Origin of the sequence: Cellulosimicrobium sp. CUA-896 (assembly GCF_001942335.1) — a bacterium.
Taxonomy (GTDB): Bacteria; Actinomycetota; Actinomycetes; order Actinomycetales; family Cellulomonadaceae; genus Cellulosimicrobium.
The window spans coordinates 34,670-49,595 of record NZ_MKKH01000005.1; the positions used below are offsets into that span (position 1 = coordinate 34,670).

At 74.7% G+C, this 14,926-nt stretch carries 15 protein-coding genes and 1 pseudogene; 11 read left to right on the top strand and 5 right to left on the bottom strand.

All coding sequences use genetic code 11. The annotated features are described in order from the left end of the window. Positions 1-105: 105 nt before the first annotated feature. On the bottom strand, positions 106-876 hold the full coding sequence (locus BJF88_RS02040; RefSeq protein WP_139315865.1) for a hypothetical protein: 771 nt from the start codon (positions 874-876) through the stop codon (positions 106-108). Between the two features lie 221 nt (positions 877-1,097). Between BJF88_RS02040 and BJF88_RS02045 the strand changes: the two genes are divergently transcribed. From BJF88_RS02045 to BJF88_RS02060, 4 genes are all read left to right on the top strand, one after another. Continuing rightward, positions 1,098-1,523, top strand: coding sequence for a ChaB family protein (locus tag BJF88_RS02045; protein ID WP_075827568.1), 426 nt, complete (start codon positions 1,098-1,100; stop codon positions 1,521-1,523). Positions 1,524-1,715: 192 nt separating this feature from the next. Beyond that, positions 1,716-2,849 (top strand): fibronectin type III domain-containing protein, encoded by a 1,134-nt coding sequence (locus BJF88_RS20920; protein WP_075827569.1) that lies wholly within the window; start codon positions 1,716-1,718, stop codon positions 2,847-2,849. Continuing rightward, positions 2,786-3,907, top strand: a complete 1,122-nt coding sequence (locus BJF88_RS02055; RefSeq protein WP_255371683.1) for a metallophosphoesterase — start codon at positions 2,786-2,788, stop codon at positions 3,905-3,907. Before BJF88_RS20920 ends, BJF88_RS02055 begins: the two co-directional genes overlap by 64 nt. 223 nt (positions 3,908-4,130) lie before the next feature. Continuing rightward, complete coding sequence (locus BJF88_RS02060; protein WP_075827571.1) at positions 4,131-4,631, top strand: heme-degrading domain-containing protein; 501 nt, start codon at positions 4,131-4,133, stop codon at positions 4,629-4,631. Between the two features lie 222 nt (positions 4,632-4,853). Here the strand turns inward: BJF88_RS02060 and BJF88_RS02065 are convergent, their stop codons facing one another. Together BJF88_RS02065 and BJF88_RS02070 are read right to left on the bottom strand one after the other, a co-directional pair. Further along, positions 4,854-5,366 (bottom strand): Hsp20/alpha crystallin family protein, encoded by a 513-nt coding sequence (locus BJF88_RS02065; protein WP_075827572.1) that lies wholly within the window; start codon positions 5,364-5,366, stop codon positions 4,854-4,856. A gap of 71 nt (positions 5,367-5,437) precedes the next feature. Beyond that, positions 5,438-6,445: a hypothetical protein gene (locus tag BJF88_RS02070; RefSeq protein WP_075827611.1), complete on the bottom strand. Its 1,008-nt coding sequence runs from the start codon at positions 6,443-6,445 to the stop codon at positions 5,438-5,440. Between the two features lie 85 nt (positions 6,446-6,530). On the opposite strand from BJF88_RS02070, the gene BJF88_RS02075 reads away from it, so the two are divergent. Then, the gene (locus BJF88_RS02075; RefSeq protein WP_075827612.1) at positions 6,531-7,073 is read left to right on the top strand and encodes a dihydrofolate reductase family protein; all 543 of its coding nucleotides are present in this window, start codon (positions 6,531-6,533) and stop codon (positions 7,071-7,073) included. Positions 7,074-7,152: 79 nt separating this feature from the next. Here BJF88_RS02075 and BJF88_RS02080 read toward each other — a convergent pair whose 3' ends face one another. Both BJF88_RS02080 and BJF88_RS19395 read right to left on the bottom strand, forming a co-directional pair. Beyond that, complete coding sequence (locus BJF88_RS02080; RefSeq protein ID WP_075827573.1) at positions 7,153-7,425, bottom strand: hypothetical protein; 273 nt, start codon at positions 7,423-7,425, stop codon at positions 7,153-7,155. Then, on the bottom strand, positions 7,416-8,561 hold the full coding sequence (locus BJF88_RS19395; RefSeq protein ID WP_158068865.1) for a 3'-5' exonuclease: 1,146 nt from the start codon (positions 8,559-8,561) through the stop codon (positions 7,416-7,418). The genes BJF88_RS02080 and BJF88_RS19395 overlap by 10 nt, the downstream gene beginning before the upstream one ends. 270 nt (positions 8,562-8,831) lie before the next feature. On the opposite strand from BJF88_RS19395, the pseudogene BJF88_RS02090 reads away from it, so the two are divergent. The 6 genes and pseudogenes from BJF88_RS02090 to BJF88_RS02110 all read left to right on the top strand — a co-directional run bounded on the left by BJF88_RS02090 (position 8,832) and on the right by BJF88_RS02110 (position 14,828). Continuing rightward, positions 8,832-9,820, top strand: a pseudogene (locus BJF88_RS02090) (carbohydrate ABC transporter permease). Continuing rightward, positions 9,817-10,659, top strand: a complete 843-nt coding sequence (locus BJF88_RS02095; protein WP_075827575.1) for a carbohydrate ABC transporter permease — start codon at positions 9,817-9,819, stop codon at positions 10,657-10,659. Before BJF88_RS02090 ends, BJF88_RS02095 begins: the two are co-directional and overlap by 4 nt. Before the next feature lie 131 nt (positions 10,660-10,790). Beyond that, positions 10,791-12,152 carry an ABC transporter substrate-binding protein gene (locus tag BJF88_RS02100; protein ID WP_075827576.1) on the top strand — a complete coding sequence of 454 codons (1,362 nt, stop codon included), beginning with the start codon at positions 10,791-10,793 and terminating at the stop codon, positions 12,150-12,152. After that, entirely contained in the window at positions 12,149-12,595 is a 447-nt protein-coding gene (locus tag BJF88_RS20925) for a glycerophosphodiester phosphodiesterase family protein (RefSeq protein WP_255371675.1), read from the top strand. The genes BJF88_RS02100 and BJF88_RS20925 overlap by 4 nt, the downstream gene beginning before the upstream one ends. Further along, positions 12,592-12,933, top strand: a complete 342-nt coding sequence (locus BJF88_RS20930) for a glycerophosphodiester phosphodiesterase family protein (protein ID WP_255371684.1) — start codon at positions 12,592-12,594, stop codon at positions 12,931-12,933. Before BJF88_RS20925 ends, BJF88_RS20930 begins: the two co-directional genes overlap by 4 nt. A gap of 170 nt (positions 12,934-13,103) precedes the next feature. Continuing rightward, positions 13,104-14,828 (top strand): DapH/DapD/GlmU-related protein, encoded by a 1,725-nt coding sequence (locus tag BJF88_RS02110; protein WP_187346183.1) that lies wholly within the window; start codon positions 13,104-13,106, stop codon positions 14,826-14,828. The last annotated feature ends 98 nt before the right edge of the window (positions 14,829-14,926 follow it).

A 14,926-nucleotide genomic window follows, 5' to 3' on the forward strand; every position in this document is an offset into this window, starting at 1 on the left:
CCCGACCGGGCGCCATGGGCCGACGCGAGCGATGCACGTCTGCTCGAGTGATGCGCTTCCAGGTGCATCGCTCGAGCCGAGGTGCATCACTCGCCAGGCGCGGGATCAGGCGTCGGCGTCGTGCGCCGGGAGCACGATCGTCGTCACGACGTCCGTCACCGCCGGCCTCCGCGGCGTCGAGCCGAACCCGAACCGCACGGGCGGGTCCACGGGAGCGAGGCCGCCGAGGTCGACGCCGTCCCACGACGTCGCGGCGTCGCGCAGCGCGTGCACGTCCGTCGCGCCGTAGTGCTCGACGCGCCCGGCGCCGGCGCTGCCGCGCGTGCGGACGCCGTCGAGCAGCGCCCGGGCGACGGGGTCGGTCACGGCGGTGAACCGTCGCGACGACGCGAGCCGTTCCGGCACGGCGCGCAGCGCCCGGCCGAGCCCCGTCCGCGGCCCGACGACGAGCCGCGCCTCGAGCGGTCCGGCCACCACGAGCCACGGCGGTGGTGTGCGGGACGGCCGGCCCGTCGCCGGGCGGTGCACCCCGCCGGACGCCGCGGGGCCGGTCCGCGGCACGTCGGACAGCGGCGCCGGGTCGGACCGGGCGGCCCCGCCGCTCCCGCCGACGGGCACGGGGGAGTCGGTGCGACCGGGGGCGTCGTCGACGCGCACGGGGACCGTCTCGACCCGGTCGAAGGAGTACGTCGACGCGACGAGCTCCGCGACCTCGTCGGTCGGGGCGAGCAGCACGCGCTCGCCGTCGGGGTGCTCGACCATGACGTCGGCGAACGCGCCGAACGGCGACTCGTCCCAGCGCCCGACGACGAACCGCGTCCCGGACGTGGTGCCCCAGCCGGCGATCCGGCCGGAGAAGAACAGTGCGCGCGGCATCTCGGCAGCGTAGGCCGGGGCCGCACCGCCCGCCCCGTGGCGCGACGTCCGCCACATCGCGGACCACATCGCCGACCGCGATGTAAATCGCGACGCCGACCACATCGCCGACCACATCGCCGACCGCGTCGTCGGGCTCCGGTGGCGAGCCCGCGCCCGGGGCGAGACGCTCGGGGCGAGGCGGCGACCGCCGTCGGACAGCGACCGCGAAGGAGGCCGACGTGCCGAAGACCAACCGCAGCGGGGACGCGAAGGAGTCCGAGATCCCGAGCACGCTGCAGCGTTCGGACGAGAAGGCGCAGCGCACGTTCGCGAAGGCGTACGACTCCGCGATGGACGAGTACGGCGAGGCGGAGCGCGCCGCGCGCGTCGCGTACTCGGCGCTCAAGCACACGCACGAGAAGGTCGGCGACCACTGGGAGCCCAAGGACGAGTCCGGCCCGTCGGACGAGCGAGCGAAGGGCGGCGGCCCGGACGCGTCGGGGAAGTCCGCCGGCGGCGTGGACGCGAACGCGTCCAAGGAGCACCTCATGGACGTGGCGCGCAAGCTGGACGTCCACGGGCGCTCGTCGATGAACAAGGACGAGCTCGTCGAGGCGATCCAGCGCGCGAACGACAAGGAGACGCGCGAGGCGCGCGGGGACTGACGCGGTCCCCCCACGGGTCGGGGGCGTCGGCGGGGTGCGCGCGGGTCATCTGATCGCCGCTCGGAGTTCACCCGGCCGACCTCTGCGGGTCATGCCGGTTCCGTAGGTTGACAGCGCTTCCCACCTCGGGTCCGGCGTCGCCACGGTGGTCCGACGGCCGTCGCCGCCGGGCCCCCGACCGTGAAGGAACCCATGGACCTGCATGCCTCCGGGCGGCCGGCCGCGCTGACGCGCGCCACCGCCTCGACGCTCACCGCGTCCCTCGTGGGCGCCGTGCTCGTCGCCGCCTCCGCCACCGCGACCTCCGCCGCACCGGCCGACGTCGCACCCGCCGACGTCACGCCCGCGGCCGCCGCCGTCGACGAGTCCCTCCTCAGCACCACCGGCACCACGTGGCGCTACCTCGAGGACAACACGAACCCCGCCGGCGACGACCCGGACCAGAAGGTCTGGACCACGACGGCGTACGACGACGCGGCGTGGAAGACGGGCGTCGCCCCGTTCGGCGCCAAGCGCGGCCAGCCCACCGGGCTCGGGGACGCGTTCCCCGTCACCACGCTGCTCACGCAGTACATCCCGGGCACGACGACGGACGTCCCCACGTTCTTCTTCCGCACCGACGTGGACCTCACCGCGGCGGACCTCGACGGCGTCCCGGCGTTCGAGGGCGAGATCGTCCACGACGACGTCGCGATCGTCTACGTCAACGGCGAGGAGGTCGTCCGCCTCGGGGACGACGGGCGCGAGATCACGGAGAACCTCCAGTACTTCGGCAACAGCCGGACCGACCCGGTGACGAGCACGTTCGTCGTCCCGGCCGACGCGTTCGACGCGGGGGAGAACACGATCTCCGTCGCGCTCTACCAGGACGCGCCGACGAGCTCGGACATCTACCTCGACGTCCGCTCGCTCGTGCCGACGCACGGCGAGGTCCGCGACGTCGCGCTCACCGTCGGCGCCGACGAGACGCAGGCGAACGTCGCGTGGTTCTCGACCCTGCCCGGCGCGGGCGAGGTGCAGTGGGCCCGGGCGGCCGACGGCTCCGGCGAGGTCGACTGGGCGGGCGCGGCGACGTCGTCGGCCACGTCCGGGGCGTCCGCCGACGGTGCGACCTACCACCACGCCACCATGACGGGGCTCGAGGAGAGCACGTCGTACACGTACCGGGTGGGCAGCGCGGCGACGGGGTGGTCGGAGCCGGCCACGTTGACACGGGGACCTTCGAGGACGAGTTCTCGTTCCTCTTCATCGGCGACGCGCAGATCGGCGCGAGCGGCGACGTCGCGAACGACACGGCGGGCTGGACGCAGTCGCTCGAGACGATGACCGAGCGTCACCCGGACGCGTCGTTCCTCATGTCCGGCGGCGACCAGGTGAACTCCGCCGGCAGCGCGCAGGAGTACACGGGCTTCCTCGCGCCCCGCCAGATGCAGGAGCTGCGCTTCTCCGTCACGGACGGCAACCACGACGTCGCGAGCTCCCTGTACGACCAGCACTTCGCGACGCCGAACCTGTCGACCGAGCACCCCCGCGACTACTGGTACGCGTTCAACGACATGCTCGTCGTCACGCTCGACTCGAACTACTCGAGCGCCGCGGACATCGCGGGTCACGCCGAGTTCCTGCGCGAGGTCGTCGGCGAGCACGGCGACGCGTACTCGTGGGTCGTCGTGACGTTCCACCACTCGCTGTACAGCCAGGCGTTCCACTCGCGCGACGCCGACGTGATCCGCCTGCGCGAGGGCCTGTCCCCGGTGCTGAGCGAGCTCGGCGTCGACGCCGTGTTCTCCGGGCACGACCACATCTACACGCGCAGCCACCTCATGGAGGGCACCACGCCCGTGGTCCCGGCCGCGACGCCCGGCGTGGGCGACGTGCTCGTGCCCGACGACGACCAGGTCCTGTACATCACCGGCAACTCCGCGAGCGGCTCGAAGTACTACGCGTTCGACGGCCAGAAGCCGTGGACGGGGCTGTGGGAGCAGGAGCGAACGCCGAGCTACTCCGAGGTCGACGTCACGCCCGAGGCGTTCACCGTCACGACGTACGAGACGGCGACCGCGCGCGTCATGGACGAGGTCACGCTGCAGCGCGCGCCGCAGGGGCCGGAGCTCGTCGCGCTGACCGCCCAGCCGCGCTGCCTCGCCGGGAGCGCCTACGTCGCCGTCCGCGCGACCAACGGCGAGGACGTGCCGGTCGACGTCACGCTCACGACGCCGTTCGGCTCGCGCTCGGTCGCGGCCGTCGCGCCGGGGACGTCGGCCTACCAGTCGTTCCCGGTGCGGTCGACGTCGGTCGAGGCCGGTTCGGTGACCGTCACCGGCACGCTCGACGGCGCGTCGCGTGACTACGAGGTGCCGGTCTCGGCGCTGACCTGCGGCTGACGCAGGAGCCGGGCCGGGCCTGACGCCTGCGCCCGGCTCGCGCGCCTGCCGAACCCGGGGTTGCGTGCCGTTCCGACGTCGGAGTGGTACGCAACCCCGGGTTCGGCGCGTCCGGGGCCGGTTGGAGTGCCGAGCCCCGGGTTACCTGCCGTTGCGGGCTCGCATCCGTCGGTAATCCGGGGCTCGACAGCCTGAGCCGGCCCGCGCGTGCCACGATGACGCCATGACGACGACGCCCGACGACCTGCCCGCGCTGATCGCCTCGGTCGAGGCGCAGGAGCACGACCTCGTGCTCCGCTCCTTCACCCACGACGACGCGTGGCGCCTCGGCTGCCTGATCGTCGAGCTCGCCGCGGAGCGCGACCTCGCGGTGACGATCGACGTGCGCAAGGGCTCCCAGCAGGTGTTCCACGCCGCGCGCGAGGGCACGACGCCGGACAACGACTCGTGGGTCGAGCGCAAGGTGCGGGTCGTGCAGCGGTTCGGGGCGTCGTCGTACGTCGTGGGTCTGCGGGCGAAGGCCAAGGGCACGACGTTCAACGACCAGCACCAGCTCCCGCTCCAGGAGTACGCGGCGCACGGCGGCGCGTTCCCGCTGCGGGTCGAGGGCGTGGGGATCGTCGGCGTCGCGACCGTGTCCGGCCTGCCGCAGGCGGACGACCACGCGCTCGTCGTCGAGGCGCTGCGTTCGTTCCTCGGCAAGCCGGAGACGCTGCTCGCCTGAGGTGCCGAACCCCGGGTTGTAGGCCGTTCGAGCCCTTGGATGGCGTACAACCCGGGGTTCGGCACGACGACGGGTCCGGCGTACCACGGCGGGGCCGGCGCACGACGACGGGGCCGGCGCGGAGAGTGCCGGCCCCGTCGGTGCCCGCGTCACGCCAAGGGGGAAGCGTGACGCGGGACCTGGCCGCGCCCAGGGGCCGGCGCGGCCGGAGCAGGTGCGGCGTCAGGCCGCGCGCGTGACCTCGATGCGCTGGGGCGCACGGCCGGCGAACACGCCGGCGACGGTCACGGTGAGCACGCCCGCGTCGTAGGACGCGCGGACGGCGTCGGCCTCCGCGGTCTTCGGCAGCGTGACGGTGCGGCGGAACTCGCCGAACCGCACCTCGCGGATGCGACGCCCGGCCGGCTTCTCAACGGACTCGGTGCGCTCGTCCGCACGCTCGGCCTCGGCGACCGTCTCGTCGAGCTCCGTGTCGGTCGGCGCCTCGACGACCCGCTGGTCGCGCCGCTCGCCGCGCACGACGAGACGACGGCCCTCGAGCTCGACGGTCACGTCGCGCTCCGGGTCGACGCCCGGCAGGTCGAAGCGGGCGACGAGGTCATCGCCGTCGCGGTAGACGTCCGCCGCCGGCGCGTAGCCGGTGCGGGCGACGGGTGCCGGTCGGGTCCACAGGTCGCGCACGAGGCGGTCCGCCGTGAAGGCGCCGAACGGGGCGGGGATGAGGGTGGTGGTCATGTCGACTCCTCGGTCTGCTGCCGCGGTGGTCCCGCGGCGTCCTGACCTACTCAACCTTGAGCCGTCCCCGCTCAATCCCACGTTCGCGCACGACGAACCTCCTGCTCAGCGGGAGGCCGCCGTGCCGCCCTGCGGGCCTTGCGCGCCGCGCTCGCGCGCTCCTCGGCCGCCTCCAGCGCCTCGTCGGCGGCGTCGAGCGCGTCCTGCGCCTCGTCCCGCTCCGACCGTGCGGCGTTGAGCCGGGCACGCAGCGTGTCGCGCTCGTCCGCGAGCCGGGCCAGCTCGTCCTCGACCCGCCCCAGGTCCTCCTCAACCTGCCCGACGGCGTCGCTCGCCTCGCGCGCGCGACCGTCCGCCTCGTCGCGGGCCGCCTCGAGCCGGTCGACCTCCGCCGCGGTCCTCTCGACCTCGCGCTCCGCCGCGGCGAGCGCGCCGTCCTCGTCCGTCTTCGGGCCGGCGTCCGTGCCGGAGCCGGGGCGGCGCGACGACGACCGCTTCCCACCGGCGCGCTCCGCGGCGCCGCCGTCCTCGGCCGACGCCCCGGCCGCCCGGAGCTCGACGACGTCAGCGGGCTCGCCCCCCTCGTCGACGAGCCCGAAACCCACGTGCTGCAGGGCCTGTCCCAGCCGTCCCGCGCGCACGGCCGCCCCGGCGTCGGGGTCCATCACGGCGGCGGTGAGCGTCTCCGCGAGACGGTCGACGGCGCTCGCGGACACGCCCCGGCCGGCGACCTCGCCCGCGTCCCGGACGGCACCGACCAGCGACTCGATCCGCTCGCGCCGCAGGCGGTCGAGCACGGTGAGCCGCGCGCGGTCCCGGTCCTCCGTCGCGTCCCGCAGCTCGTCCCCGAGGGCGATGAGCGCCGCGACCTCCTCGGGGTGCTCGCGCGCGACCTGGTTGACGACCCACGCCGCGACGGTCGGCTTCGCCAGGCGTGCCACGCGCTCCGCGCCGACCGCGTCGCCCGACGCCTTGATGCGCTTCGACGCGGCGCCCCGCGCCACGACGAACTGCTCGAGGGGTAGCGCGTAGAGCTCGTCGAGGACGGAGTCGACGTCGACGGGTGCGTCCGGGCTCATGGGGCCAGCCTGCCCGGCCGGCGGGGGCGTGACCATCGCTGGTGTCGTCCATTGCGTGTCGGTGCGCCGCCCTACGGTGGCGGCCATGGCGACCTTCCACGCGTTCCTCGGGTGCAGCATCGACGGTTTCATCGCCGGCCCGGACGACGACATCGGCTGGCTCGTGGCGTTCGACGACGTGCTGGGCGAGACCGGGTACGACGACTTCTTCGGCTCGGTGGACGCGGTCGTCATGGGCCGCCGGAGCTACGAGGTGATCAGCGCGTCCGGACCGGGGTTCTACGGCACGACGCCGGTGCACGTCCTCTCGCAGACCCTGCCGTCGGGCCCGCGGCCGCGCCTGGGGGAGTCCGCCGTGACGGTCCACCCGGACGTCCCCGCTCTCCAGACCGCGCTGGCGGAGGCGGGCGTCGCCCGCGCGTACGTCGACGGCGGCCGCACCGTGCAGGGATTCCTGTCCGCGGGACTGCTCTCGGACATCGTCATCACGCGCGTGCCGGTGCTCGTCGGAGACGGCATCCCGCTGTTCGGCCCCGTCCCGGCGCCGATACCCGCCGAGCTCGTCGAGTCGCGCGTGCTCGGTGCGGGGGCGGTCCAGTCGGTCTACCGGTTCACGACGACGGGCTAGCGGTACCGACCTGCCGGTAGAGCCCACCCGTCACCGGAGGATCCACGCTCGGCGGCGAGGCCCGAGGGCAGGTCGAGGGTCACGCGGACAGCGCGCCGCCCCCGGCGTCGACCGCGGCACGGTCGGCGCGAGCGCGATCCGTGGCCGCGAGCAGGCGCTCGAACCCGTCCTCGGTGACGACCGGGACGCCGTAGCGCCGCGCGGTCCGCGCCTTGGTCGACAGCGAGTCCGGGTCGGCCGCGACGAGCAGCCGGGTCCGGCGGGTCACGTTCGCCCACGGCACGAGGCCCGCGCGGCGGGCCGTGTCCTCCCACGCCGGGCGGCTGCGCCGCATCTCGCCAGTCAGCACCACCTCGTCGCCGTGGCGAGCGCGAACCGGTCGCGGCGCCCGACGACGGCGCCGGCGGCGGCCTCGTCCACGAGCCGCGCCCCGAGCGCGGCCTCGACCGCGTCCGCGACGTCGTCGGCGTCGAGGCCCAGCTGACCGGCGACCTCGTGGAGCTCCGGGTCCGCGGCGAGCGCCTCCGGCCCGGCGGCCGTGCCTGCCGTGCCGCGCCCCACCGCGGGAGCGGGACGGGCGTCGCCGGCCACGGCGCGGACGTCGAGGGCGTCCAGGGCCTCGCGCGCGAGGACGGCGAGGTGGTCGCGGTGCAGGCGCTCGACGTCGGCCCGCGCGAGGCCTCCGCGTCGCGCGACGTCGAGCAGCGAGGCGCGCTCGGTGTGGGACACGTGCCGGTCGAGCAGCGCCAGGTCGAGCAGGGCGAGGTACTCGGCGCCCGGGTCCGCGACGTCATCTCGCGGTCGGCCGTCCCGCGGGTGCCGCCGCGGTCCGTCGAGCGGTGACGCCGTGCCCGCGTCGAGCGCGGCGAGCCAGTGCCCGTGCCGACGGCTCGCGCCGCGCTCGACCGGCTCGACGGAGCCGCCCGCGGGCAGCGCCCACCGCACCCCGTCGGCCGCGGCGCGCGCGACGTCCCAGCACTCGTCGTCGGCGCCGACGGCGAGGAGGTGCCCGAGCAGCCCGGCGGTGGCGCGCGCGTCGCCCAGGGCCGAGTGGACGCCGTCGTGCACCACGCCGACCGCGGCGCAGCACGCGGCGAGGCCGCGCGGCCCGTCGAGGTGGCGGCCGGCGAGCTGCTGCGTGCACAGGCAGGCGAGCGGGTCGATCGCGGCGGCGACGCCCGCACGGCCGAGCTCGGCGCGCAGGAACCGCGTGTCGAAGGCCGCGTTGTGGGCGACGAGGACCCGTCCCGCGAGGAGGCGCAGGAGCTCCGGGGCGACGCGGTCGAAGGTCGGTGCGAGCGCGACGTCCGCCGCCGCGATGCCGTGGACCCGTTGCGGCCCGAGGTCGCGCTCCGGGTTCACGAGGGTGCACCACTCGTCCTCGACGCGGCCCGCGTCGTCGACCAGCACGACGGCGACCTCCGCGACCCGGTCGCCGAGGCGTGGGGAGAACCCGGTCGTCTCGAGGTCGAGGACGGCGAACGGCACGCGCACAGTCTGCCCGAGGCGCGCGCAGGTCGGTGCGCGCGACGCCGTGCTCGCACCGTGATCGCGCCGTGACCTGCGGTGACGGCCCGCGGATCGTGGCGTCCCGGTGAACCGGCCCGGCCCAGATGACGCATCGGGTGCCGCCGGATGAACGCTTCCGGAACTGTGCGCGATCGCGGGGACGAACCCCCACGAACCGCCCTTCACCCCCTCCAAGATGGTCGAGGCCGACCGGCCGACGACCCGTCCCCGTGTGAGCGGAACATCGCTGTGACCACTGTCGATACCCCCCGTGCGCCTCGAGCGCAGGACCTCCCGGTCCCCGAGGCGCGCCCCGCGCGCCCCTCCTCGGGACCTCCGGCGCGCCGGAGCCGTCTCGGCGCCCGCCGGCGCCGCAGCGCGATCCTCTGGGCGCTGCTGCTCGGCGGCCCGAACGTCGCGCTGCTGCTCGTCTTCGTGTACCGGCCGCTGCTGGAGAGCTTCTACCTGTCCACGCTCCAGTGGAACCTCGCTCGCCCGTCGCCCGCTCGATCGGGCTCGGCAACTACGTCGAGTGGTTCACGGCGCCGAGCACCCCGACCGTGGTCACGGCCACGCTCGTCTTCACGGTCGCGACCGTCGGCGGGGCGATGTTCCTCGGCCTGGGCCTCGCGCTGCTGCTCGACCGCAGGCTCGTGGGCCGCGGCTTCGCCCGCACGGTCGCGTTCGCGCCGTACGTGCTCTCGGGCTTCGCCGTCGGGATCCTGTGGCTGTTCATGTTCGACCCGCGCTACGGGCTCGTCCAGGAGCTGCTCGGGTTCGTGGGCGTGGCGTCCCCGCAGTGGTACACGCAGCGCCCCTGGCCGCTCGTCATGGTGATCGTCGTCTACCTGTGGAAGAACCTCGGGTACGTCGCGCTCATCTACCTCGCCGGGCTCCAGGCCGTGCCGAAGGACCTCAAGGACGCGGCCGCGCTCGACGGCGCGTCGTCGGCCCGCACGCTGCGCTCGATCGTGCTGCCGCTGCTGACGCCGACGACGTTCTTCCTCCTCGTGACGATGCTGCTCAGCTCGCTGCAGTCCTTCGACATCATCAAGGCGATGACGCAGGGCGGCCCGCTCGGCTCCACGACGACGCTCATGTACTCGATCTACGAGGAGAGCTTCGTCAACGGCCGCGCGGGCTACGCGTCCGCCGTCGCCACGGTCCTGTTCCTCGTGCTGCTCGTGGTGACGGCGGTGCAGATGCGGTTCGTCCAGCGGAAGGTCCACTACTCATGAGCGTCGTCACGCCCCGCCGTCCGCGCCGGCTGCCCGTCGGCAGCTACCTGACCATGGCCCTCGCGACCGTCGTGCTCGGCCTGCCGCTCGTGTGGATGCTCCTCGCGAGCCTCAAGTCGCCGGACGAGCTCTACCAGCTCCCGCTCCAGTGGCTGCCCGGCCAGGCGAACCTCGACAACTACGCGCAGGCCGCGCAGTCGGTCCCGCTCGGGCGGCTGCTCGCGAACAGCGTCGGGCTGACGATCGTCGGCGCAAGCCTCAAGGTCGTGCTCGGCCTGTGCTGCGCCTACGCGCTCGTGTTCCTCGACTTCCCGTTCAAGAAGGCGGTGTTCGGGCTCGTCATCGCGACGCTGATGATCCCGCCGCAGATCACGATCATCCCCAACTACACCCTCGTCGCGAGCCTCGGCTGGCTCAACACCTACCAGGGGATCCTCGTGCCCGGCCTCGCGAGCGCGTTCGGCACGTTCCTGTTCCGGCAGCACTTCCTCACCCTGCCGCGGTCGATCCTCGAGGCGGCGGAGCTCGACGGCGCCGGTCACTGGCGCGCGCTGTGGCGGTTCGTCGTGCCGATGAGCACGCCGACGGTCGCGGCGGTCGCGCTCGTGTCCGTCGTCACCGAGTGGAACGACTACCTGTGGCCGTTCCTCGTCGTGGACAACCCCGACAAGATGACGCTGCCCGTCGGCCTCACGCTGCTGCAGAACATCGACGGCATGACGAACTGGGGCGTGCTGCTCGCCGCGACCGTCGTCGTGACCCTGCCGATCCTGCTCGTCTTCCTCGTCCTGCAGCGCCGGCTCGTCGCCGGCCTCACCGCGGGAGCCGTCACCGGCTGACCCGTGCCGGCCGACGCCCACCCGGCTGAGGCCCTCAGACCCGCGCCCGGCGACGTCGGGCGCACCCCCGCTCGGACCCCGAGCACCACGAAACGCGCACCGACCCTGGTGCACGACCCGAAGGAGCACCCGTGTCCCACCGTCCCACCCGGCGCGCCTCTCGCCGGACCGCCGCCGCCGCGCTGACGGCCGTCGCCGCGCTCACCGTCACCGCCTGCGCGGGCCCGAGCGTCGGCTCGTCCGGCGACGCCGAGGAGGCCACCGAGGAGGCCGTCGACTGGTCGTCCGTCGAGCCGGCGTCCGAGATCACGTGGTGGAGCAACCACCCCGGCCAGTCGCAGGAGATCGAGCAGCAGGTCATCGACGCCTTCGAGGCCGAGACGGACATCAGCGTCGAGCTCGTCACCGCGGGCGCCAACTACGACGAGGTGGCCCAGCGCTTCCAGGCGGCCTCGCAGACCGACGAGATGCCCGACCTCGTCATCGCGTCCGACGTCTGGTGGTTCCGGTACCACCTGAACGACCAGATCATGCCGCTCGACGACGTCATGGAGCACCTCGACGCCGACGCGGACGACTTCCAGCCCGCGCTCTACGCCGACTACGAGTACGAGGGCCAGCACTGGGCCGTGCCCTACGCGCGGTCGACGCCGTTGTTCTACTACAACAAGGACATGTGGACCGCCGCCGGCCTCCCGGACCGCGGGCCCGAGACGTGGGCCGAGCTCGAGGAGTGGAACGCGTCCCTGAGCGCCCAGGTGCCCGAGGGCGGCTCGACCTTCGGCCTGTCCACCGGCCCGTCGTGGGGCGCGTGGTGGTTCGAGAACATGATCTGGGCCCAGGGCGGGGCGTACTCCGACGGCTTCGACCTCACCCTCGACACCGAGGAGTCGCTCGCGGGCGGCCAGTTCCTCCACGACCTGTTCCACGAGTCCGGCGTCGCGACGCTCTCCGCGGACGACGCGATGGCCGACTTCGCGTCCGGCCTCATCGCCTCGACGATCGGCTCGACCGGCTCGCTCAAGGGCGCGCTCGACGCCGCGTCGTTCGAGGTCGGCACGGCGTACCTCCCCGACGGCCCCGCGGGCGGCGGCACGCCGACCGGTGGCACCGGCGTCGCGATCTCCTCGTCCAGCACGCCCGAGGAGCAGCTCGCCGCGGCGATGTTCCTCGAGTTCCTCACCAGCACGGAGAACACGGCGACCTTCTCGCAGGGCACCGGGTACATGCCCGTGCGCACCTCCGCGGTCGAGAGCGACACGATGACGACGATCTACGAGCAGACGCCCCAGTTCCGCACCGCGGTCGACCAGCTCGCCGACAAGGCGCGGATCCAGGACGATGTCCGGGTGTTCGTCCCCGGTGCCGACGCGCTGCTCAACGACGCGATCGAGCAGATCGTCATCGAGGGCACCGACCCGGCGACGGCGTTCGAGTCCGTCGCCCCGCAGATCGAGCGGGCGTACGAGGAGAACGTGGAGCCCTACCTGTGACCACCGTCGACACCTCGGCCGCGCGCCGGCCCGGCACGCCGCTCGTCGTGGCGCACCGGGGCAACAGCGCGGTCGCGCCGCAGAACACGCTCGCCGCGTTCGAGGCGGCGTGGCGCGGCGGCGCGGGCAGCATCGAGCTCGACGTGCAGCTCACCGCCGACGGCCAGGTCGTCGTCATCCACGACGACACCGTCGACGCCACGACGGACGGCACGGGCGCGCTCGCGGGCCTGCGCCTCGCGGACGTGCGGGCGCTCGACGCGGGCTCGTGGTTCTCCCCGGCCTTCGTCGGCCAGCGCGTGCCGACGTTCGCGAGGTGGTCGACCTCCTGCTGTCCCGCCCCGGCATCGAGCTGCTGCTCGAGGTCAAGCGGTCGTGGACCACGGACCAGGTCCGCGCGGTCACCGAGCCGCTGCGCGCGGCCGGGCTCGTCGACCGCGTGATCGGGCAGAGCTTCTGGCCCGAGACGGTCGCCGCGCTGGCCGAGGCGGCCCCGGAGCTGCGCCGCGGCCTGCTGGTCCTCGAGGCCGGTGACGACCTGCTCGAGCGCTGCGCCGCGCTCGGCGTCATGACGTGCAACCCGGTCGGCACGCTGCTCGTCCAGCAGCCCGACCTCGTCGAGCGGCTTCACGCCGCCGGCCTGCAGGTCATGGTGTGGACGCTCGACGAGCCGGAGCACTGGGACGCCGCCGTGCGCCTCGGCGTCGACGGCATCATCACCGACCGGCCGGACCGGCTCGTCGGCTGGCTCGCGGGCCAGGCCGCCACGACCGACGTCTGACCGGCTCGGTGCCCTCCGCGAGGTAGAGGGAACGACGCGAGGTAGAGGGCGATCGCCCTCGACCTCGCCGGATTCCCTCTACCTCGCGGCCGTGACCGTTTCGGTTCGCTTTCGCCGGGACGGGCCGGTGGCACCTGGGCCGCAGGTGAGCCCGTGCGACAGTGGGGCGCGTGCCCGGCCCCCTGACACCCGACTTCTCGCCCTGGACGTTCGACGACTCCGCCTCGCCCGAGCAGCGCGAGGCGAACGACGAGCGCGTCGCCGCCCTGCGCGCCGACGGCCACGCGGTCGGGGAGGGGTGCGTCGTCTCGGCGCTCGCGGAGGTCGACGCCGACACCTTCGCGCTCGGCGACCGCAGCTACGTCGCCGCCCACGCGCACGTCACGGACGACGTCGAGATCGGCGCCGACTGCTCGGTCAACGTCGCCGCCGCCGTGCGCGGGCGCGTGACCATCGGCGACGGCGTGCGCATCGGCAGCCGCACGAGCATCCTCGGGTTCGACCACGCGTTCGACCGCGTCGACGTCCCCGTCCACCGCCAGGGCCTCACCTCGCGCGGCATCACGATCGGCGACGACGTGTGGATCGGCGCCCACGTCGTCGTGCTCGACGGCGTCACCGTCGGCTCGCACGCCGTGATCGGGGCGGGCGCCGTCGTCACGCGCGACGTCCCGGCGTACGCGGTCGCCGTCGGCAACCCGGCGCGTGTCGTCCGCGACCGCCGCACCGGCGAGCGCCCGGCGTCGCGCGAGGTCCCGCGGCGACCGGACCCGGACGCCGACCGCGCCCGTCGGCTCGAGCGGTTCGCCGCGGACGTCGTCGCCGCGATCCCCGGGCTCGTCGAGCGCGCGTCCGACGGCGAGCGGTACCGCGACGCCCCCGGCGCCCCGCCGACCGTCCGCGCGCACTGCGACGCCGTCGAGCTCGCGGCGCTCGCGGGCGGCGTGCCCGCCTGCCTGTCGCGCGACGAGCACGTCGCACGCCTCGCGGGCCTGGTCGGTCCGACGGGACTCGCCCCGGAGCTCGGTGCGGCGCCGGCCGAGCCCGTCGGCGCGACGTCCGGTGACGCGCGGCGCCCGGTGCCCGACGACGCGTGGCCGGCCGACCCGGAGGGGTACCACGTGCTGTGCGTCGGGTACGCGCTGGACCTGCTCGGCGCGGCGCTGCCCGCCGTGCCGGGTGTCGGCGCGGCGGCGGGCGAGGTCGCCGCCCGGCTCGCCGCGCTGCCGTGGCGCACGAACGCGTGGGGTGCCGGGGCGACGGTCGACACCGTCGGGACGGCGCTCACGTGGGCGCGCGAGGCCGCCACCCCCGTGCCCGAGGGCGCGCGCGAGGCGCTCGTCGGCTGGCTCGTCGAGCACCGCGACCCCGTGACCGGGCTGTGGGGCGCGCCGCACGCGGGCGACGGGTGGCGCGAGCCGGTGAACGGCACGTACCGCCTCGTCCGCGGCACGTTCGCGCAGTGGGGCACGCCGCTCGGCCTCGGGCGCGAGCTCACCGACACGGTGCTGCGGCACGCCGCCTCGGGCGTGCTCGACGACGCCCGCGTCACGGCGTGCGACGCGCTCGACGTCGTCCACCTGCTGCGCTGGGCGCGCCGCTGCGGGGCCGAGGGCTACCGCACCGACGACGTGACCGACGTCGCGCGGACCGTCCTCGACGGCGTCCTCGACCGCTGGACCCCCGACGGGCTGGCGTTCGCCCCGGCGGGCCCGCGGACGTCGCCGGGCGGCACGGCCTCGCGCGTCCCGGAGGGCGTGCCGAGCCTCCAGGGCACCGAGATGTGGCTCGCCACCGCCTGGTACGCCGCGGACCTCCTCGGCCGCGCCGGTGCGCTCGGCTGGACCCCGCGGGGGATCCACGCCCCGGACCCGCGCCCGGCGCCGGTCGGCTGACGCCCGGCCCGTCCACCGGGTCCTCGGGCGGGCGTCGACTGGCGGCGCCCGCGCGGACGCGCGACGGTGGAGCCTGACCGGCCCCCGAGCGAGAGGAC